Origin of the sequence: Vibrio sp. Vb1729 (genome assembly GCF_033338655.1) — a bacterium.
GTDB lineage: Bacteria > Pseudomonadota > Gammaproteobacteria > Enterobacterales > Vibrionaceae > Vibrio > Vibrio alginolyticus.
Map to the genome: position 1 here is coordinate 1 of NZ_JAWOTB010000011.1, position 26,163 is coordinate 26,163.

Here is a 26,163-nt window from a genome sequence, read left to right on the forward strand (position 1 = left end):
GTTGAAAGCACCGGTCTTGAAAACCGGCATACGTTAATAGCGTATCTAGGGTTCAAATCCCTATCTCTCCGCCACTTTTAAAAAAAACCGCTGTTCTTACAGCGGTTTTTTTGTATCTGCTGTTTTTTAACCGCTGTTATCGAAACTTCTAATTGATTTTTCTCTAGCTCTTTCTCCAAGTTTTTGCGTACCTACTTTGGGTTTAGTTTACGCAGTAATACCTTCAATCGAAGACATTTCCATACGTCTCATTTGGGCTTCAAATAGAGCTTTCTTAAGTCTCAACGTGGGATGCTTAAACGCATTTTGATAGAGTTCCAGTCTAAATACTGCGGATGCACTTGGAGAAAAAATGAAGCTACTTTACTGGTTAGATGAATGGCAAGCTCTTACTCAACAAGAACAAGAGATGGCTTTACCTATCTCTGGCTACGATTTACTTGATGATGTGTTTGTGAAGTATGAACTCGTCGATCTTAACAAGCCATTGTTGTTTACATTTTCTCCTTCCGGTACTGATGTGCAGGTACAAGATTTAACTCCGGATTTTTCTCCTTGGGGCTACGAGCTCGGAATACAACAACAAGTAAACATTATTGCCTTTCAACATTTAGGACAAAGTAATTGGTTCCGTAGTCGGAATTTGATTTTCTTTCTGGAGCAGCTATCTGAGTTGCTTCATCCCTTCAAATGTCGTTTGGGTTATGGGCAAAGTCGAGGTGGCTTTGCAATTGGCGCGTTCGCTAACTTGCTGAAACTAGAACATCTTTTGTTGTTTTATCCTGTTAGCACTAAAAATAAAGCGTTAGTGCCTTGGGATGATCGGCCGAGTACTGAGCTTGCTCAGCAGTTTGCTTGGGAAAGCGGCTACCATGATCGAGATTTGGGCAATGCCAAAGGTTATATTATTTATGACCCATCCAATCGCATTGATCGTCTTCATGCTGAACGTTATCCAGAGCTTACCCATTTAAAAGTCGTCGGTATGGGACACGGCACTCAATCCACACAATTAGATAAATTAGAATTTTTTAATCTGGTGGCGCAGGAGTTTGTTCGCCATCAAACCTTAGATATTGACCAATTTAATAAGCAAATTCACGCTTTGTTTTAAAAGAGGACTGATATCAGAGTCCCCTGTAACCAGGGGGAGATGATCACACACTAAAAACTAGATTTTTAACACAATTGCTAGGCGCAATTTAGATGGAGGATTAATGAAGTTACTGTACTGGTTGGATGAATGGCTGGCTCTTTCTCGTGAAGAACAGCAAACCAGGCTACCGATGTCCGGGGAGGACTTACTTGATGATGTATTTGTTAAGTATGAGTTTGTCGACCGCAATAAACCGTTGTTGTTCACCTTTTCCCCTGCTGGTACGAATCTACAAGTACAGGACTTACACTCAGACTTTGCGCCTTGGGGTTATCGCTTAGCCCAGAAACAAAAAGTAAATATTATTTCATTTCAGCATCTTGGGAAAAGTAACTGGTTTCGCAGCCGTAATTTGATTTTCTTTCTAGAGCAACTGTCGACTTTACTTGAGCCCTTTGAATGTCGTTTAGGCTATGGACTTAGCCGCGGTGGTTTTGCTATTGGTGCCTTTTCTAATCTATTAAAGTTGGATCAAGTATTGATGTTTCACCCGGTCAGCACAAAAAACAAAGTTTTGGTGCCATGGGATGATAGGCCAAGTACTGAACTTGCCCAACAATTTGATTGGGAAGGAAAGTATCACGACCTCGACCTTGGCGATGCAAAAGGCTATATCATTTATGATCCAACTAATGAAATCGACCGCCTTCACGCCAAACGCTACCCAGAGCTCACTCACTTAAGAGTCTTCGGGATGGGACATGGTACCCACGCGACGTATTTGAATAAATTCGGTTTTTATAAGCAAGTGGCCGTAGACTTTATACGTTATCAGAAGATAGATATAGCGCAGTTTCGTCATCAGACCAAAACGCTGCGCTTAAAAGAAGATTACTATCAGTGCCTTAACAAGGCGAATGCGAGCTCACAGCATCGTTTAAACTTACTGAGCACCGCTCATAATGTACTAATTGAAGAAAAGAAAGAACATGTGAAGGAGCATCAAGCGCAAATCGATATTCAGCCACTTGTTGATATTGCACTTAAGCATGAGTATGACAACCCGCAAGATGCGGTACAGCTTTTGGAAGTCGCTCAGCAGTTGGTTCCGAATGATCCCGTTGTGGAGCACAAGTTGCAGCAACTGTCGTAACGTTGAGATGTAATGCGGACGATATTGGTCGAAATAGGTCAGTGGCTTTTGTCGCTGGCCTTTTTAATAGCTTATGGATTGATATTTCGATGAAATCTAATGAAGCAGTACAAAATAAAAAGCCCAAGCAAATGCTTAGGCTCCATAAATGTTAATGCGAGTTTTAAAACTCTTTTGGCGCAAAGCCTGTCATCACATCAAGGCGAAGTTCTTTACCAACTTTTGTTAATGGGTGAACGATTACTAAGCCGCGTACGCGTTTTTTTAGTTTGCCTATGTCCGCTTGTTCTGCTTTGGTGATTTCACGAGAGAAAGGCATATCAAGTAAGCTTTTACGTTCTTTGTTCAGCTCATAGTTTTGCTTGTGCTTTAACTGGTTAAGCTTTTTGGTCAGCTGTTCTACTTCATCCGTGAACTTTGTAATCATTTCGTGATCACCACGAGAACGTGCCGCATCAAGTTTACGTTGGCATGTATCTAAACGGTTGTGCAGCTTTTGAATATCAGTTTTTATGCTCATGGTAATTTGGCTCAAATTTTAAATAGTCGAGGAGTATAGCATAGCTGAGATCACACGCTCTACTATACTTCTCGATTGTCTGGCTTTAGTTAATCAGTTCATTGCCCGATACGTTACCAGAGAAAAAGGCTTCGACGTTATCAAGCGTCACAGAGGCAATATTATTAAGTGCTTCGTGAGTCAAGAATGCTTGGTGGCCAGTAAACAGCACGTTATGACAAGCCGATAAACGGCGGAAAACATCATCTACAATGACATCGTTAGATTTATCTTGGAAGAATAAGTCTTTTTCATTGTCATACACGTCTAGGCCAAGCGCACCAATCTTACCTTGTTTCAACGCTTCTATCGCCGCTAGTGAATCTAGCAACTCGCCTCGACTGGTGTTAATGATCATTACACCATCTTTCATTTGCGCGAAGGCTTTTTCGTTCAATAAGTGATAGTTTTCTTCACTCATTGGACAATGGAGAGAGATAACATCCGCATTAGCGTAGATTTCTTCAAGCGAACAGTAACGGGCTCCTATTTCTAGTGCTAATGGATTTTCGTAGGGGTCGTAGCAAAGCAGTTCCATGCCAAGCCCTTTGAAGATACGCATCGTCGCGATACCAATCTTACCCGTACCAATAACACCAACGGTTTTTCCGAAAAAGTTAAAGCCAACAAGACCTTCTAGCGAGAAGTTGGCGTCACGTGTCCGTTGGTAGGCCTTGTGAAGACGGCGGTTTAGGCACATCATTAAACCAACCGTGTGCTCTGCCACTGCTTCTGGTGAGTAAGCTGGAACTCGAACCACTTGTAAGCCTAGTTCTTTGGCTGCTTGTTGATCAACTTTATCAAATCCCGCGCAGCGCATAGCAATAAGCTTGGTCCCGCCTAGAGAAAGCTGTTTAAGAACGGGAGCTGAAAGATCATCATTAACGAACGCACATACGACATCACTGCCGTGCGCCATCTTGGCTGTTTTTTCGGTTAGTCGGAAGTCGTGATAGTGAAATTCAAAATCGCGGTTATTTTTAATTTTATTAAAAGAGGCTTCGTCGTAGGATTTTGCACTAAAAAAAGCAATGTTAATCATGGTTCCCTCTCAAAAAGTACGGACTTTATAAATAAATATGCTTATAAAGTAATGCAACTTAGCCGCAATGAATAGAGAAATCTTCTCTTTGACTTTTGTTGTATCAAACAACAACAAGAAGTACGCCTTTCAGCGAGTGCTATCTTACGGTTCCGCATTAGATACTGTTTGCTTTACGAGCATTAACTGACTAGCATTATCGCTCTTCTCTTGTTCACTTTATTAGCTTAGGCGTTACGACAATGTCAGTAAAATGGTTCTCTATGTTCTTGTGTTGTGTGTTTGCTTCGGGCACTCACGCAGCTGTTGACCTTGTTAAAGTCGACAAGTCTAAGCGTCGAATGTATTTGATGGAACAAGGAGCAGTGCTAAAAGAATACCGAATTGCTTTAGGAGCGAACCCGCAAGGACATAAACAAGAAGAGGGAGACAATCGCACGCCAGAGGGCGAATACACTCTAGATTATGTTATAGAGGACTCTGCTTTTTATCGTTCTGTGCATATCAGTTACCCTGATGCGATTGATACGTTGGAAGCGAAGCGCCGAGGTGTGTCCCCTGGAGGGAACATCAAAATTCATGGCTTAAAAAACGGTGAGAGTCAGTTGCCGATTTACATCCAAAGTTTTGATTGGACTAATGGGTGTATTGCGATTACCAACGAGGAAATGGACGAATTTATCCAGCTCGTCGAGATGGGGACACCAATTCAGATTGAGTGGTAATAAAAGGTCCCCTTTAATGTTCTGGCTCTTATAGGCTATGGCATAAAGCGCTGTGGATGATCACTAAAAATACCGTCTAACTGAGGCAGGTATTTCAGTTTATTTGGATTGTTCACCGTATAGCACATCACTTTGTAACCGGCTTGTTGGAGTTTGTTTATCTGGCGAGTGCGAACCCAGTTAATGTTTAGGTTGCAGCTATAGGCACTAACTTCTTCCAAAAGGCGTTTATCTTTTCTCGTAAAGAATTCACTTAACACACCCAATCGGTAGCCACTGCAGTATTTGTGCATCGCTCTAATGACGTCATGACTAAAGCTGGATAGGAGTACATTCTCTTGCGGCATTGGACTTTTTGCTAACGCATTGGCTAGAGTCTGCGCCACTTCTTCCGCTGGATGGTTGTCTACTTTAACTTCGATATTCAAGTTAAGCTTATTCTCAGTAGCTAAAGTGAGCAGTTCATCTAGTGTCACGATCTTCTCGCCTGAAAAGTCTGTGCTAAACCAACTACCGAAATCTAATGCTTTTAAGTCTTCCAGGGTGAGCTCATCAACACGCCCTTGTCCATTGCTGCATCGATTGACGGTATGATCATGGCAAACCACTAAAACATTATCTTTGGTAGGCTGTATATCCACTTCCACCCACTTCAACCCCAGGTCAATGGCTGCCTGAATGCTTATTTTTGTATTCTCAGGGTATGAACCTGCCACGCCACGGTGACCAATTAATAACGTTTCCATTCGCTTTATCTTTTGCTTTGCGGTGGCCAGATTGTACTCGTTTTTTCTATGAAGATATATCTAGGTGCATATTGTTAGGAACCTTTAGTAAAAGTGAACATTAAACTCTAATGGCACGTTGCTGCTTCTTGGACTGAGTCCTGTGGACTTAAAGCATTAGAGTGTTAGTTGTTTAATTGGTAAATGAGTAATAAAATGCGAACCATTTTTATTTGAATGGTGAGTGGTAATGTCACGAGTTTTGATAGTCGATGATGACGTTCCTTTGTGTGAGCTGTTAGAAGCGGTTTTGCAAGAGGAGGGCTACATCGTCTCTTCTGTACATTGCGGTGAAAGTGCGCTGCAATATATGGAAAAAACGCCTGTAGATCTTGTATTGCTTGATGTCATGTTACCAAACCTTAACGGCATGCAAGTTGCTCGTAGGATCTGTCAGCGCTTCGCGACACCTATTCTAATGCTTACCGCTCTCAACGATGAAAACTCGATGCTTGATGGTTACCAAGCGGGGGCCGATCAGTATATCGGAAAGCCTTTTAATGTCGCTGAGCTTCTAATGCGCATCAAAGCGATTCTTCGTCGTGTTGGCTTGGAACGTCAACGTCAGACGATGTGTAGTACCGTTCAAACGATCAGCGACCAGCTTAATAGCTTACCCCTCACAAGTACGGAAGCTGAACTATTGAGCTACTTGGTAAAAAACCAAGGAGTCGTGATTTCAAAAGCAGAGCTTCAAACTGAAGTGTTAAAGAAAGAGCTGAGTCCTTTTGATCGCAACCTTGATATGCACATCAGTAACATACGTCGCAAGTTAGTTGAAGCGGGGCTTTCCAAGCAACATATCAAAACCTTCCGTGGCAAAGGTTACAGTTATTTAGAGGCTGTAAACCGTTAATGAAGCTCCGATGTCCACCTTTTATTGCAAAACGTAAAGATAGCTTAGCGTTCAAGTTATTTAGTTGCATGACCGCAATTGTCATTAGTATTTTGGTCGTGCAATCCTTAGCGGAACAAGCTCTGGTGAAAGCCATGTTGAAAGTGCCCGATAGTGTGCGAGAAGAAATGCTAGACCTTGCACATCAAGCCAATGTATTGATTGAGCACGGAGACATGGACGAACTTGCTGACTGGGCAAATGCGCAAAACTTTTATTTATTTGTGTTGAATGAACATCAGCAACCAGTTACGCACCGTCTGATGCATCCGCACTTCGAGTTCAAACTTCAATTTAAGAGAAGCATTGATGATCAACTTGAGGGGAAAGTGAATCGCCCCATCATCAATATTCCTTTAGTTCATGGCAATACTTTAGTGATTCAATTGCCACATCGACTGCACCCTGCAAATGACTTCATTCTGTATTTCTCTATTCTCAAAGTCGTGATTGCAGTGGTTATTTTGGCGCTCTTTTCGCTGCTAATGGCACGTAACTTACAGCAACCATTGGATCGATTGAGAGAAGCAAGCAAAAAGCTATCTAATGGCGATTTTAATGTCAGTGTCGTGAAAGAGCTGAAGTCGAGCACGCGTGAGTTTAACGAGTTAGCGCAAGATTTCGATCACATGACGCAACAGATTCATTCTCTCGCTGAAAAGCAGCGACTGCTTATAAGAGATGTCTCTCACGAATTGAGAACGCCGTTAGCGAGGCAGAACTTGGTTCTGCATCTTTTGCGAAAGCGTGTTGGAGAAAGTGAGCAAAGCCTAGTGGCAAGGCTAGGAGATGAAGCAAAAGAGCTAAACCATTTGATCAGCGATATATTGGAGTTCAGTCGCTTGGAAAATGCGCGCTTCGACAAAGCCACGAAATGCTGTGATTTAGAAGTTTTGCTCTCCCCGCAAGTAGAACGTTGCAAAATAGATTTGAAGTCAGAACAGACGTTGTCTTTCCGCTCAGAAGCTGTATGTGCTAAAGCCATTTGTGAAGAAACGCTGGTCATTCGTTGTTTGAACAATCTTATTGGTAATGCCATTAAATATTCAGGACCAGCATCTCAGATAGAAGTTTCTCTGGAAAATTATGTCAAAGAAGGGCAGCAGTTCACCACCATGTCAGTATCTGATGATGGGCCTGGTATTCCAGAGAACAAGCTGGTCGATATTTTTGATCCGTTTACACGCTTAGATGCTTCTAGAGATAAAAAGCTTGGTGGCTACGGTTTAGGTCTTGCGATTGTCAAAGAATCCATGCGTATTATGGGTGGAGCAGTCACGGCGAAAAACCGTGAGCAAGGCGGTTTGAGGGTTACTTTAGTGTTCAAGCAATAAGTATGATTAAGTCGTAATTTTTGTGATTAATGTCACATTATCATGGCGCATCATCAGAGAGTACTTTACAAAAGTTTGCAAATGCAAAGAATGTAAATTTAATGCAAATGGTAATACTTATCACTTATATTCACCCGCGAAATAATTAAGAGGGAATCGCATTCAACAAGTATGTGACCCGAAAAATAATAATCGGAGTGAAAGGATATGTTTACTAAGAGCCATTTGGCGTTAGTGATCGGTGCAGTGTTAGCAACACCTGCAGTGGCGGAAGTTCAAACAGACGAACATGTAGTTGTAGAAGGTCGAGAGTTCGGCTACAAGGCAGATACAAACAGTACAGCAATGCGCATGGAAATGACGCAGCTGGAAACGCCGGGACAAGTAGCGGTTATCGATGAAACGGTAATTGATGAGCAGCGTGCAAGTACACTTGGTGAAGTGCTACGTAACGATGCAAGTGTTAGCGCGGGTGGTACAAGCCGTAACCGCGAACGTTTCTCTCTACGTGGTTTTGAACTTAGCAGTTCAGACGGTTTTCTTCGTGATGGTCGTCAACACTGGTCACACTACCGTCAGCCAATTGAGCTTTTAGAGCGTGTTGAAGTGCTTAAAGGTCCATCAGGTCTGCTATACGGTAAATCTGAGCCGGGTGGTTTGGTAAACATGGTTTCGAAAAAACCAACAACTCAAACACAAGCAAGTTTGAGTCAAGATCTAGGTTCGAATGATCACTCACGCACTGTGCTTGATGTGAGTGGCGCGCTAAATGATGCAGAGACACTGCGAGCGCGCGCAATTTTTGCCAAAGAAAGCTACGGCTCTTGGCGCAGGTACGGTGATGGCACTGAGCCTAGAACAGATCGTACGGTAGCGGGCCTAGTGGTTGAGTACGACATCACCGACAACTTTATGGTGTCAGCGCATTACGATCGCACGAAAGACGATGGTAGCGTAGACTCTGGCGCATACATTGTTGATGGCAAAGCGGTTCGCGGTGATAAGTACATTTGGGATGCGCAGTGGTCTGAAATTGATAACGAAGTAGAAAACTACGGTGTCGATATTAATGCGCAAGTCACGGATAACGTGAACGTAAAAGCAGGTTACAACCGTCAAGACTTTAAGCGTTTTGATGTGGAGTCTTACCCAGGTTTCGAAACTTATGACCAAGATACTAAGATCGACCATTCTGGTAACGAACGCAAAGATAATTGGGTGTTTGATACTGCATATATAGATGTGACGACGGACTTTTCTCTGTTTGGTACAGATAACACGTTTTTGGTAGGTGCGAACTATCTAGAGTATACCTATGACCGTTTCCAAAAGTATTACAACCCTATAAGTATAGAAGCCGGTCAGACAGTGCCTCGTCCTGGCTACTCTGGGAAAGTTAAACAGTCCACAAGCGAGCACGATACTTGGGGTATCTACGCGCAAAATATGATGACTATTAATGATTACTGGCAAGTGCTTGCAGGTGTTCGTTATGACGAAAAGCGTGATGATGAACTGACCGAAAACCAAGTTTCTCCAAAGTTAGGTGTGATATTCCACCCATCGACGAATGGCTCGGTTTACGTTCAGTATTCTGAAAGCTTTATGCCGCAAGGTGAAGTCAGCAACGGTAGTCGTACCTACATCAATGAAGGTGAGAAACTCGACGCTGAGCGTGGTATCTCTTATGAAATCGGTACGAAGTGGGAACTGTTTGATCAGCGTTTATTTGTATCTGGTGCTGTGTTTGATATCACGTTAGAGAACATCTCGCTGGATGTTGAAAGCGGCAAAGACGCGGGCGGCAATCTCCTACACAAGAAAACGCAAGGTGGTGAGCAAGTTCACAAAGGCGCTGAGTTAATGGCTCAAGGTTTTGTGACCCCAGAGTTGTCGCTAACCGCTTCTGCAATGTATTTGGATGCAGAGCTTAAGAAGGCAGAAAGATATGAAGGTAACCGCCCTGTAGACGTGCCAGAGTTCTCGGCAAGTCTATGGTCTAGCTACAAGGTTCAAGACAACACTAACTTAAACCTTGGTTTGATTTATGAAGGTGATCGCTACGGTGATGCAAAGAACACCTTCAAGAAAGATGGCTACGCTCGCGTTGATATGGGCGTGTCATACAAACATAAGTACGATGAAAACTTGGATATTATTGCTCGATTCAATGTCGAGAATTTATTCGATACCGACTACTTCGCAGGTGGTGGTAGCACGAATGGCGAGCAAAAAGGTGCGAGTGGGGTTGTGGTTGGAGAAGGCCGCAACTACATGGCAACAATCCAGTTCAAGTACTGATAACAATTTGATTATTAAAGGGGAAGGGTAGTCTTCCCCTTTGGTCGTTTTTGGAACACAGAAATATAACTCGTATGAATCTAATGAAATCAAGTATCGCTCTGTTGATATCATCGGTTTTGATTCCCGCTCACGCGGCGAACTTAAACGATGCACAAGCTGTGCAGAGTAAAACAAACCAGTCGTCGGCGGTAAGCCAAAAACGTATTGATGCAAGCGCAGAAAAATCACTTACTCTAGAAGCTGAAATTGAGCAGCTGCAAGAGGAAGTCGGTAACTTGAAGATTTATCGCGATCACCTTGCAAGCCTTGTTGAAAGTCAAAATCAAGAAGTTGATAGCTTGAACGAGCAAATTGAGCAGATTGCTCAAACTCGTCAAGGTGTCGTGCCTTTGATGTATCACATGCTTGAGGGCTTAAAAGTGCTCGTCGCTAACGACAAGCCTATACGCAAAGCGCAACGTGAGGAGCGAATTGCAAAGCTGGATTCCATGATGACGCGTGCAGACGTTGCGGATGCAGAGAAGTTTCGTCGTATTTTAGAAGCGTACCAAATTGAAATGGATTACGGCACCAAGCTTGGCGTTTACCAAGGCAAGATTAACCTAGGTGACAATGAAGCTGTGGAGGCGGACATTCTCTATTTAGGGCGTTTGTCTTTGGTAGCGCGTAGCTTATCTGGTGACACATTTTGGAGCTGGTCACAGCAACAACAAGCATGGCAACAAGTGGGTTCTGAGCAAAAATCAGAGCTAGACAAAGCGTTCGCTATGGCGAATAAACAGATCGCGCCGAGCATGTTAACTCTACCAGTGTCGTTAACCGCTGCGGAGGGCAAATAAATGATGAAAAAATGGTTATCGGTTGCATTAATCTCGACAGCCGCATTAATGCCTTATACAACTTTTGCTAGTGATGCGTTGTTACAAAAGGCGCAGCAAGAAAATCGTCAACAGCAATCGCACAATGTCGCGCGTGAATCAGGTTTTAAGCAAACAGAGCAAGACCTACAGGCTATAAAGAATAAATTGGTGGCAGAGCGTGCTGCTCTTCAAGCAGAGGCGGACTCATTAAGTGTTACCTTCGGTGAAAATGAAGCAGAACTGGCACAGCTAGAAGAAAAGTTGCGTCTAGAAACCGGGAGCCTAGGTGAGTTATTTGGCGTCGTTCGCCAGAACGCAAAAGAGCTAGAGTCTGAGCTAAAAAGCTCAGTAACCGGTGTAGATGCAAACTCATATCAGAAAGATATCGATGCTATTGTTGCGGCTAAATCACTGCCAACGTTGACCCAACTTCAGGCGATGTGGCGCAGCATGGAAGAACAAATCAAAGCAAGCGGTGAAATGGCAAACGTCTCTTTCACACTGCTAAATGGCGAGGGTCGTGAACAAACGGTTAGTGGTGTTCGTCTTGGTTCTATGGCGCTGCTGGATGACACTGGCTACGTTAAGTGGAATGGTCAACGCGGAGATGCGGTAAACTATCTTCGTCAGCCTGAAAGCGGTCCAACAGCGAATACTATTTCCTCTGGTGACATTGATGCGCTTGTCATAGATCCGTCACGTGGCATTCTTCTTGAGCAGCTCGCAAACTCACCGACTTTGGCTGATCGCCTAAATGCGGGTGGCGTTGTCGGCAAAATCATCCTTGGTTTATTGGCTATCGGCCTATTGATTGCGCTCGTACGTGGTGCATCTCTGATGATTTCGCGCCAGAAAATCATGAAGCAACTGAAAACCCCAGCGCAGCCAGGAAACAACCCTTTGGGTCGCGTGCTTGCGGTATACCAGAAAGACAAGCATCGCAGCGTAGAAGCGTTAGAACTACGTCTTTTGGAAGCCGTTGTTGATGAGCAAACCCACCTAGAAAAAGGGTTGTCGATGCTTAAGCTTCTTGCTGCTCTAGCTCCTATGCTTGGCCTACTAGGCACGGTAACGGGTATGATCGAAACCTTCCAAGTCATCACTCAATTTGGTAATGGTGATCCGAAAGTAATGGCGGGTGGCATTTCGATGGCACTTGTGACTACCGTACTTGGCCTTGTTTCAGCCATGCCTTTGCTATTAGCGCACAACGTATTGAGCTCTCAAGCAGAAAATATTCGCAGTATCTTAGAAAAACAAGGCATCGGTTTAGTTGCAGAACAAGCTGAGCGTGATATGCCGAATAACAAAAGTCACTCTAACACCTTAGCGGAGAACGCAGCGTAATGGAGCAGATCCTACTCAGCACATTGGGTTTGATCAGTGAGGATTGGGCCACAACCTTGATGAGCTTTATGCAGCAAGGTGGTCAAATCCTATGGTGGCTGGCCGCCGTCGTGGCGGTGTGCTGGCTGTTGGTTATGGAGCGAGTTATTTATCTCACAACGGTTTTCCCTGGGGTAAAAAAACAGCTTTGTGAGCAGTGGCACGCAAGATCAGAGCACCACTCTTGGTACGCGCATCAAATCCGTGAAGGATGGATTGCAAAAGCGCAAATCGAACTACGCCAAAACCTATCGACTATTAAGCTACTTGTGGCGGTTTGCCCAATGCTAGGGTTGTTAGGGACGGTGACAGGCATGATTACGGTGTTTGACGTAATGGCATCGCAAGGCAGCAGCAATCCGAAATTGATGGCTTCTGGTATCTCACTTGCTACGCTGCCAACCATGGCAGGTATGGTAGCAGCGCTTGCGGGCATGTTTATTCATGCTCGCCTTAGCAAAGTGTGTGAACGAAAAGCTATCCAGTTAGAACAATCTTTAAGGAGTCAAAAGTGAGACTCGGACGCAGACCTAACCAACAAGATGAAGCTCAAGTCGATTTAACCTCGATGCTTGATATCGTCTTCATCATGTTGATCTTCTTCATTGTGACCAGTTCGTTTGTACGTGAATCCGGTGTAGAAGTGAATCGCCCCCAGGCTTCTAATGTAGTAAGTCAAAAAGACGCGGGCATTTTTATCGCAGTAACGGCAGCGAATGATGTGTACATTGACAAACGAGTGGTTGATATTGAGCGTGTTGAGGCCTCTATTGAGCACCTGTTACTTGATCAACCTGATGCCTCGTTAGTTATCCAAGCTGACGAGCATGCTTACAATGGCACTGTCGTGAAAGTGATGGACGCTGCAAAGGCGGCGGGTGTGAAGAACATTGCATTGGCGGCGGAGAAACCTTAATGGGCAGGCTGTTACTTGCACTACCAGCATCACTGTTAATTTCTGTGAGCTTGTTTAGCTTTATGGCGTGGATGGTTGATAAAGGCAACCAGCGTGCACCAGAAGCTTCAGAAGCCGTTCGTTTTGATATGGTGATGGTAGAGAATGAAGCAGACGTGCAGCGTCGTCAACGTTCAGTGCCGGAGCAACCCGAACCACCTCAAGCGCCGGAGCCAATGGATCTGTCTCAAGCTGACACTCAAATGGAACCAATGAGTCAGATGACGCCAGTCAGTGCTTTAGGTTTAAACACAGCCCTTGAAGGCATCGCGATTAGCGCCCCAAACTTGAAGGGAACAATGGGCAACCAGCAAGCACTGCCGTTGTATCGTGTTGATCCTCGTTATCCAAGTAAGGCGCTGAAACGTAGAGTGGAAGGTTATGTCATTATGCGTTTCACGATCGATGCAACTGGACGACCAAAAGATATTGAAGTGATCGAGGCTGAGCCCGAGCGCATGTTTGAAAGGGAAGCAATCCGTGCGCTTAAAAAATGGAAGTATCAGCCAAAAGTTGAGGATGGTGTGTCAATTGAGCAGTTCGGACAAACCGCTAAAGTGGAGTTCAAGTTAGCCAAATGATGAAAAAATTCTTAATCGGTACGGTATTAAGCCTGAGTGCACTCTCAACCATTGCCAGTGAGTTAAGCCAATACACCGCAGCGAGAGTTCAACGAGCACACAACTTGGCTCAAGAGGAGAAACTAAAAGAAGCGATTTCATCTCTTGAAGCTATGGAGCTTTCTCGTGGATATGACCAAGCTTATGTCGCTCGAATGTTGGGTATTTTTTACTGGCAGAACGAGCAAACTCAAGCGGCGATTAAGCAACTTGAGTTGGCAGTCAATAGTGGTTTGCTACAAGATGAGCAAGCATGGCAAACCCGAAAAATGTTGGCTGATATACTGCTGAACGAGCAACGTTTTTCTAAGGCTTTACCTCATTACTATGCCTTGAGCAAAAACATTCCTAAAGGTCAAAAAGCGCATGAACTATGGCTGCGTATTTCCCAATCTCATTATCAACTGAGTCAGTGGCAAAAAGTGCTTTCAGCAATGGCTCGTTATGAGAAGTTTGGTCAGCCAGACAAGCTTGGCGCATTGTCGATAAAGCTTTCTGCTGAGCTAGAACTGAAAAAGTGGAAGCCGGCAATCTCGACCATCAAACGCTTAATAGTGATTGAACCTGAGCGAATTGAATGGTGGCGTCAGCTTGTTGCTCTATATCTACGGGTTGATGACAACAAACGTGCCCTAGACTCTTTGGCGTTGGCAAAACTGAAAGGGTTACAACTTAGCCAAGATGACTTAAAGCTGCTGGCACAATTGTACGCGAAACGAGGTATTCCTGAGAGAGCTGCATTGGTGATGAACGAGCTAGAGGATGTAAACTCGAATAGTAAGCTAAAAGCTCAGCAAGCAACGTATTGGCAAATGGCAAAAGAGTGGGAAGAGTCTATTGATAGCTGGCGTATTGCAGCTCAGCTAGATAGGCAGTATTACTGGAACTATTCTCAACTGCTGGTGCAAGAAGGCCATTATAAAGATGCCATTGCCGCGCTCGATAATGTCAGAGGTCGTAAAGCGGATGTTGCACTTATCAAAACTCGCGCTTACTACAAACTTAAGCGGTTTGACGATGCGCTCGCTAATGCCAAAAGAGCGAATGAGATTAAGCCATCGAATCAGGCAAAAAGTTGGGTTAAGTATCTATCTCAGCTGCGCAAAGTAGAATCGACGCAGAACTCATAGCGAACATTTTTATTAAATACCCGAGCTCAGTCTCGGGTATTTTTTTGTCTAAAGTCATAAAGGCTATTTACTGCATGAGTTTTTCATAAAAGGCTAACGCATCAAATGGTCGGGAGAAAAAGGGTTTTTTCTCTATATATTCTTGATGTACTTTGCTCAGTGTTTCAAACTTTTCTATAGATGTAGGTTCGATATGAAAAGTAAGGCTTTCAGTCGATTCTACAAGCTTTAATGTTGAGGTTCTTGAAGCGTTATTTTTTGCTATTAATAAGTGATATGCTAGTTCTTGTTTCTCTTTTAAGACACAAGCTTCAAAAGCTTTTTCGCTTAAAAAAGGCAGAACAGGAGTTAATGCTTCTATATGGTTCTTTGAATACTCTAGGATTTTTTTGTCAGGCGTATTCTGTTTTGCCATAGATTCACACTGCTTTATCTTAGCACCATAATTATCAATAGATTGGCTTACATTTTTAAATAAACTGTCTTCAAATTTTGCATTTGCTAAAGCGACACTTGAGAAAAATGATAAGAGTATTATTACAGCGTTCTTGTTCATATTTTACATCCATCTGAGATCGCTTTCCAAAATCTATATTGCTTGCTATCGTGTACATGATCAAGTGCTTGGAAAGTGGCGATTTTTTCGATTTCTCTCAGCTTGATCTGATCTAAGGCACTATATGATTTGAAGTAATACTCCCAATTAGCTTGTGATATACTCCAAGCAGTTTGGCTTGCATCAGAAGAAATTCCTCTTCCTAATCCAATGCTAACATTTTTAGCGGTTTCCCATCCTGGTTTGGCGGGAATAGCAGTAATTGCTTTAGATAGGCCACTACTCGCTGTCCCCTTCAGGGAGTTTCCTCCAAAAATACTCCAAAGGTTACCCTAGCTAATAAATACTTTGGCCGATCTCTCTAATTCATGTAATTCATTTATTCTATCGATAGCTTTCAAACTCTTTTCATCAAATACAATACCGATGATCGCAGGACATTTATTCATGTTTTACACCGAAAGTAATTAGGTTAAAAGAACATAGTAACCTACGTTTATATGAGATCTATGTCATTTTTGCGAACTGAGGAAGTGGTTTAACTTTTAGTTATTTTAATTGAGATGATTATTATCTAAAAGGTAGGCAACCTGTAACTCGCATTGGCCCAAATAGCTAAAACATGCGCAAGCCAAGCTGAATTGAAAAAGTAAACAATGTAAATTAAATGCCAATACGAATGATTATCACCTAAATTATGCCCCACATTTATTGGTGATGATTGTTTCTATGTTGCTTAAAAGCAAAGGTGTTCAAACTTGGGCTCGCCGCCTACATATCTATATTTCGATGGCTCTTCTCTTAGTTACGCTGTTTTTTGCAGTAACTGGTATTACCCTCAATCGCCCCGAATTGTTTGAACGCAGTGAACCTATCATTCAACAACATACTCTGACGGTTCCGCACTCAGTTTTATTCTCACATTCAGATACCTTTCAACCTAATCGTGAAGGGCTGGTGGCTTTCTTGACTAAAGAAACCGAGCTTCGCGGCACTCCCTCCGCACTAGATGTGTATACCGAAGTTGAGCAAGGTGAGTTGTTACTCGGAGAGCTTTCTATGGATTTTAAAGGCCCGGGTTATAACGCTACGGTCTTTATTGATATGACTACTGGTTTAGCAGACGTCGAAACGACGCACTACGGTATTGTTGCGCTGCTGAACGATCTACATAAAGGACGCAACAGTGGTGGGATTTGGAAGTGGTTTATCGACGTCACTGCGCTTTTGATGGTGTTTTTTGTTCTTACTGGCGTGTGCTTGTTACTGCCTAAGAAGAAGACGCTCAGAACGTCAATGCAATGGATGAGCTTTGGTACGTTACTGTCGCTCGTAATTTATTTTGTTGCTGTTCCATAACAGCTTTTTTAGAGAACACTTATGTTGAACACAGGAAGATTTTTCCGCCGTAATCACTTTTGTAAAGCCGCTTTGATCGCGGCTTTTACTCCTTTCTCTCTTTCCGCGGCGCCTCTACCAGATAACGCGAAGGTCGACTTCGAACTCGAACTTCCAAAGATAGATACCTCAATGTATGCACGCCCTTATGTGGCGGTTTGGGTTGAAAACGATCAGCGTAAACCGGTTAAAACCATTCAGTTATGGGTAGGGAAAGACGAATGGTTAAAAGATCTACGCAGCTGGTGGAGAAAAGCGGGTCGTTATGATCGTGAACTTGTTGATGCGGTGACTTCTGCAACACGTCCTGCTGGTCAATACCGCTTTGTCTGGGATGGAACCAATGACTCAGGGGAGCGTTTGGAACAAGGAAATTACACGTTGTACGTCGAAGTCGTTCGTGAACACGGTGGGCGAAACTACTTACGTCAAAAAATAACGCTAGCGGACAGTGACGTGCGCTATGAGCTTAAACCAACACAAGAGACGGGTGTCATCACCGTCAATTATCAAGTTAAGTGATTAAAGGACACAACAATGAAAACCAAAATGAAAGCAGTGGCATTGGCGAGTGTAATGGCAATGGGATTGGCTGTAACCACCACCGCGCAAGCACATCCACGTTGGGTTCTGCCCTCTCACTTTACGGTTTCTAAAGAAGGCGGTGACTGGCTGACATTTGATGTTACTGCCTCTCACGGAACGTTTGTTTTTGATAAGCCTGCGGGTAGTGATCAGGCATTTGTGGTGATGCCGGATGGCCGCTCTGAGCGTCCTAACTTTGTTGTTCGTGGCAAGCGTCGCTCTATGTTTGATTTCTTTTTTACAGAAGAAGGCACGCACAAAGTTGCGATTAATAATCAGCCGAGCTACTACACACAATACAAAGCGGGCCGTCGTGATACGGTGAAATGGGCGCGAGCAAGCAAAGCTGAGCGTGGTGATGTGCTTCCCGAGCAAGCGCGTGATGTGGTTACTCAACTAAGTTACACCCGAGCAGAAAGCTACATTACGGTTGGTATGCCAACGGACAAAGCGTTGGAGATTGAAGGCAAAATGCTGGAGATGAAACCGATCACGCATCCATCGGACATCATTGAAGGTGAGCCTGTGACTTTCCAGTTTTTCTTTAACGGAGAGCCACAAGAGGGCGTTACTGCTGAGATTACACGTGAAGGTACTATGTACCGAAACCATCAAGAACAAATCGATGTGGTGAGCGATAAAGATGGCAAAGTGATCTTCACGCCAGAAGTCGCCGGGCGCTACTTAATGAAAGCGAACTACAAAGGTGAATTGAAAGATAATCCATTGGCGGATAAAGCGAGTGCCAATGTTCACCTTACGTTTGAAACTCAACTTAACTAATCGAATTAGGCTCAGCAATTGCTGGGCCATTTTGGAATTATCATGAATAACACTTCTCTTCTAAAAGCGGTTTTGCTTTTTTCTGGATTTGCGTCCTTTCACGCTGCTGCACATTTTCCTCTGATGAGCTGTCACTTGGCGCAAGATAAAGTGATTTGTGAAGCGGGCTACTCGGATGGATCGACAGCGGTCGACTACGATGTCGAAATGTACGATTACGACGACAATCTGATCGCCAAAGAAAAAACAGATAAGCGTTCCATCGCAGAATTTACTCAACCTGAAACAGATTTCTATTTGGTATTTGATGCCGGACATGAAAGCCCGGTGGAAGTGGATATCGTTGAGCTGAAAGAGAAATGAGCGTTCAGAAAGTTCGCCCTGATGATGGTAACCGAGAAGGAAAGTGGGTCGCACTGACAATCGCAGCGATTCTCAGTTCAGCAGCCATACTTATGCCCTACCATCAGGTCGCGACTGAAAAGCCAGACATGCAGTCTCATCAAGTGTTAATCACGGATTTACATCAAAATGAGTTGGGGTTGATCGCTGAACTTAAGCTCGCTCATGAAGAGATTCGTGATTTGCAGTTAGATACCGGAACTTGGCCTGAGATCTCTGATATGGAGGCGCTTTGGATTGCTCCATTCGTGAAAGACCAAAACTGGAAGCGTAAAGGCTCTCATCAGTGGCAACGAATTGATGACGGTGTCTACATTGGCGTGAAGACCAGTGCCCAAGGCTCTGCTTCCATGCTGTTGGATAGCCGCAGTTCTCAAGCTGATATTTGGTTTAATGATTCTAGCCGTTCGTTAAATGTGGAGGGATTGAGCGAGCTAGCAAAACGCCACGATTTCGGTTGGAAACAAATCATTCTGTCAGACTCTTCCTCTCACTCTCACGCCCATTAAGACAACATAATTGATAAGTACTATGATCAAACGCTCTCTTTTACGTCGTATTCTTACAGCCACCGCGTTATTGACGGTGTCTTCTACTGGCTTTGCTGCCGATAAACTCAGTATTGGTATTACGCTTCAACCTTATTACAGCTATGTTAAAGCCGTTGTTGGTGAGAAGGCGGACATCGTTCCTTTGGTTGATGCTGGTTTTAATCCTCACAACTATTTGCCACAACCTAATGATCTTAAGCGCTTAAATGAAATGGACGTAATAGTGATCAATGGTATTGGTCATGACGATTTTGCACTGAAAGTGATCAAGGCTTCTCAGCGTGATGATCTCGTGGTTATCGAAGCGAACAAAGAAGTGCCTTTATTGCCCGCTATGGGGCAGTCTGTTGGTCAAGGAGCAGTGAACCCTCACACCTTTGTCGGTTTATCAACAACCATTCAAAAGGTTTACACCATCGCGAGTGAGCTAAGCCAATTGGACCCAGACAATGCTACGTTCTATCGCCAAAATGCTCGTAAATACGCGAAAACATTTCGCCTGATGAAGCGTGATGCAATGTTGTCTCTTGGTGAGTTGGACACGGCTGGTATGAAGGTGGCGACAACCCACAATGCTTACGGATATATCCTTCAGGAGTTTGGTGTTGACGTTGCCGCTGTCATTGAGCCTGCTCATGGTGTTGAACCAAGTGCAAGTCAGCTACAGGAAACGATAGAGAAAATTCGTGAATCGGGCATTGATGTGCTGTTTTATGAGCTCAATATGCCGAATCGCTTTGTTGATACCATCGAAGAGGCGACTGGGGTGCAGCTTTATCGCTTTTCTCACATGACTCACGGTGAGTATGAGGCTGATAAAGTCGAGGTTGAGATGCGAGATAATGTGGAAACACTAATCGAAGCCATGAAATTTGTGGCGAGTAAGCGAGCAGGGGAAAAGGCGTAATGACTGGACCTTCCGTTTCCTTAAGTAACGTGGGCCTAAAATACGCCGACAATATCATTTTGCAGAACATCAGCGCCGAATTCGAGAACGCGAAATGTCACGTGATTATGGGACCGAACGGCGGTGGTAAAACCTCTTTGCTTCGTTCGGTACTTGGACTCACGCCATTTTCGGGAAACATAGCGCTCAATTGGCCAGAACCATCAGCTGCATCGGGGAAGATAGGGTATGTGCCACAAAAAGCGATGTTTGAAGCAAGCCTCCCGTTAACCGTGATGGATTTTGTACTGCTTAACCAAACTCGTATCCCTCTATTTTGGCGACGTAAAACGAAACAAACTCAACATGCCCTGGCCCAGCTGGATCGCGTGGGTATGGCAACGCGTAGCGACCGTCGTATGGGGCAACTCTCTGGCGGTGAGCAACAGCGTGTTTTGTTTGCGCAAGCTTTACTGGATGAGCCCAATTTATTGGTTTTAGACGAACCTACAACTGGCATGGATGAGCAAGGTGTTCGATATCTTGAAGGTTTGATTCATGAAGTCGTTGGAGAAGGCAAAACGGTGCTGGCAGTACATCATGACGTGACCGCAGTGCGCCGTTTAGATGCGCAGGTCCATGTCGTAAATCGTCAAATTGTGGCGTCAGGTCACCATTCAGATGTGCTAAGCCCTGATCGTATAGAAACATTATTTAAGCACTACACAGCAAAAGTGGAGGCTGCATAATGGATTGGTTGCGAGAGTTAGCGGTTAGCGGCGTTGAAGCTGGATGGTTAAGCGATAGCTTTTCTTATGCTTTCATGGTGAACGCAATTGTGGCAGCGCTGATATTAGGGCCATTACTTGGTGGTCTTGGTACATTAGTCATCGCCAAGCGACTGGCTTTTTTCTCTGAAGCGGTTGGGCATGCTGCGCTTACCGGAATCGCGATTGGTGTGTTGCTCGGTGAGCCGCCAGAGAATCCGATCATCGGATTGTTTAGCTTTTGTATGATTTTTGCGCTGTTGCTTCACTTTGTTCGTAATCGTACGAATGTACCTTACGACACACTGGTTGGGGTTTTTCTTGCACTAGCGTTAGCGGTTGGTGCTGCGCTGTTAATGTACGTTGCTCGCAAGATCAACATTCACATGTTGGAGAACGTGTTGTTTGGCTCGATCTTGACTGTGACGGACAACGATATCCTTATTTTAGCGATCAGTTGTTTGATCATATTACTGCTTCTTATTCCAACGTTTAACCGCATTTTGCTGACTTGTATTAGCCCGGATATTGCACGTGTACGCGGCTTTAATACCAGCTTTTATGATTACTTATTTGTCATGATGATCACCTTGGTCACCATCGCCGCGGTAAAGATTATTGGCGCGGTATTGGTTGGTGCATTGCTACTGATTCCTGGTGCAACGGCTCGGTTATTGACTAAACGCATGGGCAGTTTTGTTCTCCTTTCTTCTTTATTGGCAACCATTGCGTGTTTAGTAGGAACCATACTGCCGATGGAGCTTGAGCTACCAGTGCCATCAGGCGCATCCATCATCATTGTTTCTGCGGCATTTTTCCTAACAGCAACGGTTTACCGAATTATCCAAAAAGCGTAACCCTTTTTATAAAGTAATGAACATGAAGATAAAAAAATTAGCGATAACTTTTGGTTTGGTTATAGCGACGACACTTCCATCGTTGGCAAGCGCCAAAGACATTTTAACCAGCACTCCCGTCACGTACATGTTGTCTGAGCAACTCATGAAAGGTACAGGGATAGAGACTCAGTATCTGCCTCCAAAGCGTTACGGCGTTGAGCGTCTTGAGAACTGGTTCGCAAATAAAGGTACAGAGCAAGTTAAGCAAGCGGGTCAAGCCGCGACGGTTGCTGTTACTCTTGGTGCGATTTGGAAACAAGACCCGACTTATGTTTACGCTCGACAGGGCAACATTCACTTGATTGAAATCGATGCATCGCAGGCCATTTCTCCTAGAGCTCAAGGAGTTGCAGTACTGACATTGGAAAACGGGTCAACATCGAAGTACGCATGGCTGAACCCTACAAACTTAATCCGAATGGCGGGCATTGTTGGAGAGGATCTACAACGTGTATATCCTGAACACCAAAAGGCGATTCAAACGAATCAACAGGCTCTTATGCTCAATGTGCGTGAACTGATCAACCAACAACAGGCAGAGATCTTCGATAAAGGCATCGATTCAGTGGTACTGATGAGTGAGTCATTAGAGGACTTTGCCTCTGGCAACCAATTGTTTGTGGTTGGGCGCGAATTTAAGCCGGAACTCGAGTGGACAGAAGAAGACAAATTATCTTTAAAAGCTCAGTTTGAACAAGATAAAACGCTATGGTTAGTGACGGATAAACGACCGTCGAAAACCTTGACATCGCTTATTAAACCGAGCCGCATACTGCAAATTGATGTTATTGACCGCTGGGGCAGTAAGGGTATCAAAACTGAGAAGCCACTCGCACGTTGGGAGATGTGACACGTAAAAAGCCACAGATTTTATGATGGGGAATGAAAAGTTCCCTATTTTTTTGTGACTCAGTTCAAAATGTGAGCATTAATACCACTGGTTGCATAAGAAAGTGTTTGTTTCATTTCTATTTCATTACTACTTTGTTATGTGTTCGTTGCGATTGATTCGGATTTAATCTGTTTCTAAGCGAACCGGTACAAACAACTATACGGATGTTAACAATGAAAATGAAAACTCTAGCCGTTGCAGTGGCGGCACTAGCATGTGGTTCACAGGCCTTCGCAGCAGAAGTTTACAACAGCGATGGTACATCTTTATCGATCGGCGGTCACGTTTCAGTTGGCGTGGGTGAGTATTTCGAAGAAGATGTAAAAGTTCACCAAGTGTCTCCACGTATTAACGTTGCGGGTAAGAAAGACATTGGCAACGGTATTACTATCGACGCTAAAGGTGAATGGGCGCTTAACTACCTAAATGGTGGTGAACAGTCATTCAAAACTCGTCTAGGTTACATCGGTGCTACTCATGAGCAGTTTGGCCGTTTAGTAGCAGGTACTCAATGGTCACCTTACTACGATGTCGCTGGCGTTGCGGATCTACCAATCGCGTTTGCGAACGACTTTTTGTACGACAACCACGGCAACCTAGGCTCAGCTCGTGCTGATAAAATGCTTAGCTACCGTAAAGGTTTTGAATTTGGTGAAGGTTTTGCTTTCAACCTAGGTCTAGGTTGGCAAGGTGAGCAAACTTCAGATGCAACAACATACGAGCAACGTGGTCAAGTTGCATTGAGCGGTTCTGTAGCTGGCTTTGGTCTAGGCTACGTATACAGCGGCGGTGATGTTAAAAACGCGACTCTAGGTACTAAGAATGCTGAATCACACCTATTCTCTGTAAACTACGGTCAGTACGGTTCAGGTCTATACGCAGCAGTAGTATACGGTATGAACGAGTACTTCTACCAAATGCGTAAAGACACTTCTCAACTTGAAGCTCTTTTGGCATACGGCGTAAACGATTGGACATTCAGCGTTAACTACGAAGGCGTAGAAGACGAAGAAGACAATAAGACAGTTTCAAGCGAAACTGCGCTACAAGCAGAGTACGCTGTAACTCCTGCTTTCGTAACGTTTGCAGCTTACCAGTTTGATCTAGGTAACGACTACAACAATGAAGAGAACGACTACTGGACTCTAGGTGCTCGTTACTACTTCTAATAAATAGGCCAGTTTCTACTGCCTAAACACATTTATTGTGTTAACGCCTACTCGTTGTGAGTAGGCGTTTTTCTTTCTGCTATCCTTTGGCTATAAGAGACGCTAGTCATTCTGTGCTTAGGTAACCCCACTCTTTGTTTAGAGAGTGCGTCTATAAAAATGCCCGCAACTTGCGGGCATTTTTTGTTGTTAGAGATACAGTTCTATTAATACGCTTATTTTTTATCGAGTAAATCGAGGAAGAAGGCATACTCTAGCGCATCTTCTTTTAAGCGCTTAAATCGACCAGATGCGCCGCCGTGTCCGGCTTCCATATCGGTTTTGAACAACAAGACGTTATCGTCTGTCTTCATTTCACGAAGTTTGGCGACCCACTTCATTGGTTCAAAGTACTGTACTTGAGAGTCGTGCAAGCCAGTCGTTACCAACATGTTCGGGTAGTTTTGCGCCTTGATGTTGTCGTAAGGCGAGTAACTCAACATATAGTCATAGTATGTTTTGTTATTTGGGTTACCCCATTCATCATACTCGTTGGTGGTCAATGGAATTGATTCATCGAGCATAGTGGTTACCACGTCCACAAACGGAACATGAGCGCCGATACCGCGATACAGTTCTGGTGCTTGGTTGATGATAGCCCCCATTAAGAGGCCTCCTGCAGAGCCACCAACAGCGAAGACTTTATCTTTCGCGCCATAGCCTTGTTCAACCAAACCTTTAGTCACATCAATAAAGTCGTTGAATGTATTTTGCTTGGTTAGTTTTTTACCGTCTTCATACCAAGGGCGGCCAAGCATTTCAGATCCACGAATATGAGCAATGGCGTAAACAAAGCCGCGATCCAATAGACTCAAACGTGTCGAGCGGAAAGTTGGCTCAATGGTTGCGCCATAAGATCCATAACCATATTGGTAGAGTGGATTCGTACCATCTTTCTTAAATAAGTCTTTACGATACACCAAAGAAACGGGTACTTCTTTACCGTCACGGGCTGTGACCATGATGCGTTCTGATTGGTAATTGTCAGGATTAAAATCACCAAGTACAGGTGTTTGCTTCATGATTTCTGACCCGCCCGTTTTTAGATCGAAATCGTAGTAGGTTCCTGGAGTGGTTAAACTGCTGTAATAAATACGAACTTTCTCGTTATCCAGCTCTAGGTTACCTGTCAAATAGGCAGCAAACGCATCGTCATTAAATGTGAGGGGGAATTCTTTTCCTGTTGAAAGCTGACGTACAGTGACGCTTGCTAGGCCGTTAGAGCGCTGCTCATAGACGATGTGATCATCGAATAACTCGAAGTCGACAAGTTGATTGTTGTCGTCTGCGGCAATCACATCTTGCCATTTAGAGCGGTCATGCATGTCATTTTGATGAACTTTCATCAAACGGAAGTTGACGGCTTGATAGTTAGTATAAATGTAGTACCAATCGCCTAGCTTAGAAATACTGTATTCAATGCCATCTTCACGAGGATAGAACGGTTTCGCCTTTGCTTTAGGGTTGTTCGCATCAATGATAGAGACCCCACTGGTTTCTGTACTCGAATGCCAGATATAAATATCTTCGCCATCTTTGCTTTTGCTTAGTGAGGTGTAATAGGCGCTGTCGGTTTCCTCAAAAATCAGCTCATCGCTGCTTTGTGGTGTGCCCAATACATGACGATAAACTTGGTAGCCCAATAAGGTCTGTGGATCTTTTTTGATGTAGTAAAAGGCGTTGTTATCGTTCTGCCATGCGACAGCGCTTGAGGCCCCTTCGATTTCATCTTGTAGGTAATTGCCTGTTGTCAGGTCTTTGATCTTAAGGGTGTACACGCGGCGGCTTAATGTGTCTTCGCCATACGCCAATAAGTTTTCATTCGGACTAACGTATAGGCCGCCGATACTGAAAAATTCATGTTCTTTTGCTAGTTCATTGACATCTAAAATGATTTGTTTGTCTTTGCCTGCAAAGTCTTTAGCTCGCAAATGGACTTCGTACTCGTTATCTCCGGTCACTTCACTGGAGTAGAAATAGTTGCCTTTACGAACCGGTACTGAGTTGTCGTCTTTTGCGATGCGCCCTTTAATTTCTTCAAATAGCGTATCTTGAAGTGTTTCAGTGTGCTTTAGAACGGTTTCTGCGTACTGATTTTCTTTCTCTAGGTGCTGTAAAATTTCAGGGTCTTTACGTTCGTCGTCACGCATCCAGTAGTAGTTATCAACGCGGGTATCGCCATGAATAGTCATCGAGTGAGGGACTTTTTTCGCAACCGGAGCTTGAGTTTGTTGAGCAACGATCTGTGTTTGGGAGTATTGAGTCATGCTGGGGATTCCTTGATTGCTGCATCCGGCGACAAGCGCGACCGAGACGGCCAACGTAGTTAAAGTGAAACGCATCTGATTTTATCCTTATTGTACACCCAAGTGGCCTCATCCTGAGGGCTGGG

At 44.1% G+C, this 26,163-nt stretch carries 27 protein-coding genes; 22 read left to right on the forward strand and 5 right to left on the reverse strand.

The genetic code is table 11. The features are described 5' to 3' along the window. Positions 1 to 352: 352 nt before the first annotated feature. Together R7E29_RS04850 and R7E29_RS04855 are read left to right on the forward strand one after the other, a co-directional pair. Positions 353 to 1,114: a hypothetical protein gene (locus R7E29_RS04850; protein WP_005374276.1), complete on the forward strand. Its 762-nt coding sequence runs from the start codon at positions 353 to 355 to the stop codon at positions 1,112 to 1,114. 103 nt (positions 1,115 to 1,217) lie between these two features. Next, complete coding sequence (locus tag R7E29_RS04855) at positions 1,218 to 2,249, forward strand: hypothetical protein (RefSeq protein ID WP_005374275.1); 1,032 nt, start codon at positions 1,218 to 1,220, stop codon at positions 2,247 to 2,249. A gap of 163 nt (positions 2,250 to 2,412) precedes the next feature. On the opposite strand, the gene R7E29_RS04860 is transcribed toward R7E29_RS04855, so the two are convergent. Both R7E29_RS04860 and R7E29_RS04865 read right to left on the reverse strand, forming a co-directional pair. Continuing rightward, complete coding sequence (locus R7E29_RS04860) at positions 2,413 to 2,769, reverse strand: YibL family ribosome-associated protein (protein ID WP_005374274.1); 357 nt, start codon at positions 2,767 to 2,769, stop codon at positions 2,413 to 2,415. Between the two features lie 85 nt (positions 2,770 to 2,854). Next, positions 2,855 to 3,850 (reverse strand): 2-hydroxyacid dehydrogenase, encoded by a 996-nt coding sequence (locus tag R7E29_RS04865; protein WP_025768075.1) that lies wholly within the window; start codon positions 3,848 to 3,850, stop codon positions 2,855 to 2,857. Positions 3,851 to 4,092: 242 nt separating this feature from the next. Here R7E29_RS04865 and R7E29_RS04870 point away from each other — a divergent pair, with 242 nt between their 5' ends. Further along, on the forward strand, positions 4,093 to 4,575 hold the full coding sequence (locus R7E29_RS04870) for a murein L,D-transpeptidase family protein (RefSeq protein WP_005374271.1): 483 nt from the start codon (positions 4,093 to 4,095) through the stop codon (positions 4,573 to 4,575). A gap of 35 nt (positions 4,576 to 4,610) precedes the next feature. Here R7E29_RS04870 and R7E29_RS04875 read toward each other — a convergent pair whose 3' ends face one another. After that, entirely contained in the window at positions 4,611 to 5,321 is a 711-nt protein-coding gene (locus R7E29_RS04875) for a glycerophosphodiester phosphodiesterase family protein (protein WP_054576200.1), read from the reverse strand. Positions 5,322 to 5,550: 229 nt separating this feature from the next. Between R7E29_RS04875 and R7E29_RS04880 the strand changes: the two genes are divergently transcribed. From R7E29_RS04880 to R7E29_RS04920, 9 genes are all read left to right on the forward strand, one after another. Beyond that, the gene (locus tag R7E29_RS04880; protein WP_005386018.1) at positions 5,551 to 6,216 is read left to right on the forward strand and encodes a response regulator transcription factor; all 666 of its coding nucleotides are present in this window, start codon (positions 5,551 to 5,553) and stop codon (positions 6,214 to 6,216) included. After that, the gene (locus tag R7E29_RS04885) at positions 6,216 to 7,589 is read left to right on the forward strand and encodes a sensor histidine kinase (RefSeq protein ID WP_054576199.1); all 1,374 of its coding nucleotides are present in this window, start codon (positions 6,216 to 6,218) and stop codon (positions 7,587 to 7,589) included. The genes R7E29_RS04880 and R7E29_RS04885 overlap by 1 nt, the downstream gene beginning before the upstream one ends. A 207-nt stretch (positions 7,590 to 7,796) precedes the next feature. Beyond that, positions 7,797 to 9,890 carry a TonB-dependent siderophore receptor gene (locus tag R7E29_RS04890; RefSeq protein ID WP_054576198.1) on the forward strand — a complete coding sequence of 698 codons (2,094 nt, stop codon included), beginning with the start codon at positions 7,797 to 7,799 and terminating at the stop codon, positions 9,888 to 9,890. A 74-nt stretch (positions 9,891 to 9,964) separates the two neighbouring features. Then, positions 9,965 to 10,732: a DUF3450 domain-containing protein gene (locus tag R7E29_RS04895; protein WP_005374260.1), complete on the forward strand. Its 768-nt coding sequence runs from the start codon at positions 9,965 to 9,967 to the stop codon at positions 10,730 to 10,732. After that, positions 10,733 to 12,100, forward strand: coding sequence for a MotA/TolQ/ExbB proton channel family protein (locus tag R7E29_RS04900; protein WP_042523423.1), 1,368 nt, complete (start codon positions 10,733 to 10,735; stop codon positions 12,098 to 12,100). Beyond that, positions 12,100 to 12,654 carry a MotA/TolQ/ExbB proton channel family protein gene (locus R7E29_RS04905; RefSeq protein WP_017819708.1) on the forward strand — a complete coding sequence of 185 codons (555 nt, stop codon included), beginning with the start codon at positions 12,100 to 12,102 and terminating at the stop codon, positions 12,652 to 12,654. Before R7E29_RS04900 ends, R7E29_RS04905 begins: the two co-directional genes overlap by 1 nt. Then, positions 12,651 to 13,055, forward strand: coding sequence for an ExbD/TolR family protein (locus R7E29_RS04910; RefSeq protein ID WP_005374257.1), 405 nt, complete (start codon positions 12,651 to 12,653; stop codon positions 13,053 to 13,055). Before R7E29_RS04905 ends, R7E29_RS04910 begins: the two co-directional genes overlap by 4 nt. Beyond that, complete coding sequence (locus R7E29_RS04915; protein WP_005374256.1) at positions 13,055 to 13,675, forward strand: energy transducer TonB; 621 nt, start codon at positions 13,055 to 13,057, stop codon at positions 13,673 to 13,675. Before R7E29_RS04910 ends, R7E29_RS04915 begins: the two co-directional genes overlap by 1 nt. Continuing rightward, positions 13,672 to 14,844, forward strand: a complete 1,173-nt coding sequence (locus R7E29_RS04920) for a tetratricopeptide repeat protein (protein WP_005374255.1) — start codon at positions 13,672 to 13,674, stop codon at positions 14,842 to 14,844. Before R7E29_RS04915 ends, R7E29_RS04920 begins: the two co-directional genes overlap by 4 nt. Positions 14,845 to 14,911: 67 nt before the next feature. Here the strand turns inward: R7E29_RS04920 and R7E29_RS04925 are convergent, their stop codons facing one another. After that, on the reverse strand, positions 14,912 to 15,400 hold the full coding sequence (locus R7E29_RS04925; protein ID WP_054576197.1) for a hypothetical protein: 489 nt from the start codon (positions 15,398 to 15,400) through the stop codon (positions 14,912 to 14,914). A 729-nt stretch (positions 15,401 to 16,129) separates the two neighbouring features. On the opposite strand from R7E29_RS04925, the gene R7E29_RS04930 reads away from it, so the two are divergent. From R7E29_RS04930 to R7E29_RS04975, 10 genes are all read left to right on the forward strand, one after another. Continuing rightward, positions 16,130 to 16,759, forward strand: coding sequence for a PepSY-associated TM helix domain-containing protein (locus R7E29_RS04930; protein ID WP_054576210.1), 630 nt, complete (start codon positions 16,130 to 16,132; stop codon positions 16,757 to 16,759). A gap of 21 nt (positions 16,760 to 16,780) precedes the next feature. Next, positions 16,781 to 17,320, forward strand: coding sequence for a DUF2271 domain-containing protein (locus R7E29_RS04935; protein WP_054576196.1), 540 nt, complete (start codon positions 16,781 to 16,783; stop codon positions 17,318 to 17,320). 15 nt (positions 17,321 to 17,335) lie between these two features. Continuing rightward, entirely contained in the window at positions 17,336 to 18,166 is an 831-nt protein-coding gene (locus tag R7E29_RS04940; RefSeq protein ID WP_025768070.1) for a DUF4198 domain-containing protein, read from the forward strand. Between the two features lie 42 nt (positions 18,167 to 18,208). Continuing rightward, positions 18,209 to 18,529: a hypothetical protein gene (locus R7E29_RS04945; RefSeq protein ID WP_318082425.1), complete on the forward strand. Its 321-nt coding sequence runs from the start codon at positions 18,209 to 18,211 to the stop codon at positions 18,527 to 18,529. After that, positions 18,526 to 19,077 (forward strand): DUF6162 family protein, encoded by a 552-nt coding sequence (locus tag R7E29_RS04950; protein WP_054576195.1) that lies wholly within the window; start codon positions 18,526 to 18,528, stop codon positions 19,075 to 19,077. Before R7E29_RS04945 ends, R7E29_RS04950 begins: the two co-directional genes overlap by 4 nt. Positions 19,078 to 19,099: 22 nt before the next feature. Then, positions 19,100 to 20,026, forward strand: a complete 927-nt coding sequence (locus R7E29_RS04955) for a metal ABC transporter solute-binding protein, Zn/Mn family (protein WP_005374249.1) — start codon at positions 19,100 to 19,102, stop codon at positions 20,024 to 20,026. Then, the gene (locus tag R7E29_RS04960; protein WP_017635536.1) at positions 20,026 to 20,754 is read left to right on the forward strand and encodes a metal ABC transporter ATP-binding protein; all 729 of its coding nucleotides are present in this window, start codon (positions 20,026 to 20,028) and stop codon (positions 20,752 to 20,754) included. Before R7E29_RS04955 ends, R7E29_RS04960 begins: the two co-directional genes overlap by 1 nt. Further along, positions 20,754 to 21,629 (forward strand): metal ABC transporter permease, encoded by an 876-nt coding sequence (locus tag R7E29_RS04965; protein WP_005393560.1) that lies wholly within the window; start codon positions 20,754 to 20,756, stop codon positions 21,627 to 21,629. Before R7E29_RS04960 ends, R7E29_RS04965 begins: the two co-directional genes overlap by 1 nt. Before the next feature lie 22 nt (positions 21,630 to 21,651). After that, the gene (locus R7E29_RS04970) at positions 21,652 to 22,521 is read left to right on the forward strand and encodes a metal ABC transporter solute-binding protein, Zn/Mn family (RefSeq protein ID WP_053307119.1); all 870 of its coding nucleotides are present in this window, start codon (positions 21,652 to 21,654) and stop codon (positions 22,519 to 22,521) included. Positions 22,522 to 22,736: 215 nt separating this feature from the next. Beyond that, positions 22,737 to 23,732 carry a porin gene (locus R7E29_RS04975; RefSeq protein ID WP_017635534.1) on the forward strand — a complete coding sequence of 332 codons (996 nt, stop codon included), beginning with the start codon at positions 22,737 to 22,739 and terminating at the stop codon, positions 23,730 to 23,732. A 215-nt stretch (positions 23,733 to 23,947) separates the two neighbouring features. Here R7E29_RS04975 and R7E29_RS04980 read toward each other — a convergent pair whose 3' ends face one another. Continuing rightward, a complete protein-coding gene (locus R7E29_RS04980; RefSeq protein WP_081008300.1) occupies positions 23,948 to 26,113 on the reverse strand; it encodes a S9 family peptidase in 2,166 nt (721 codons plus the stop codon). Positions 26,114 to 26,163 lie beyond the last annotated feature (50 nt).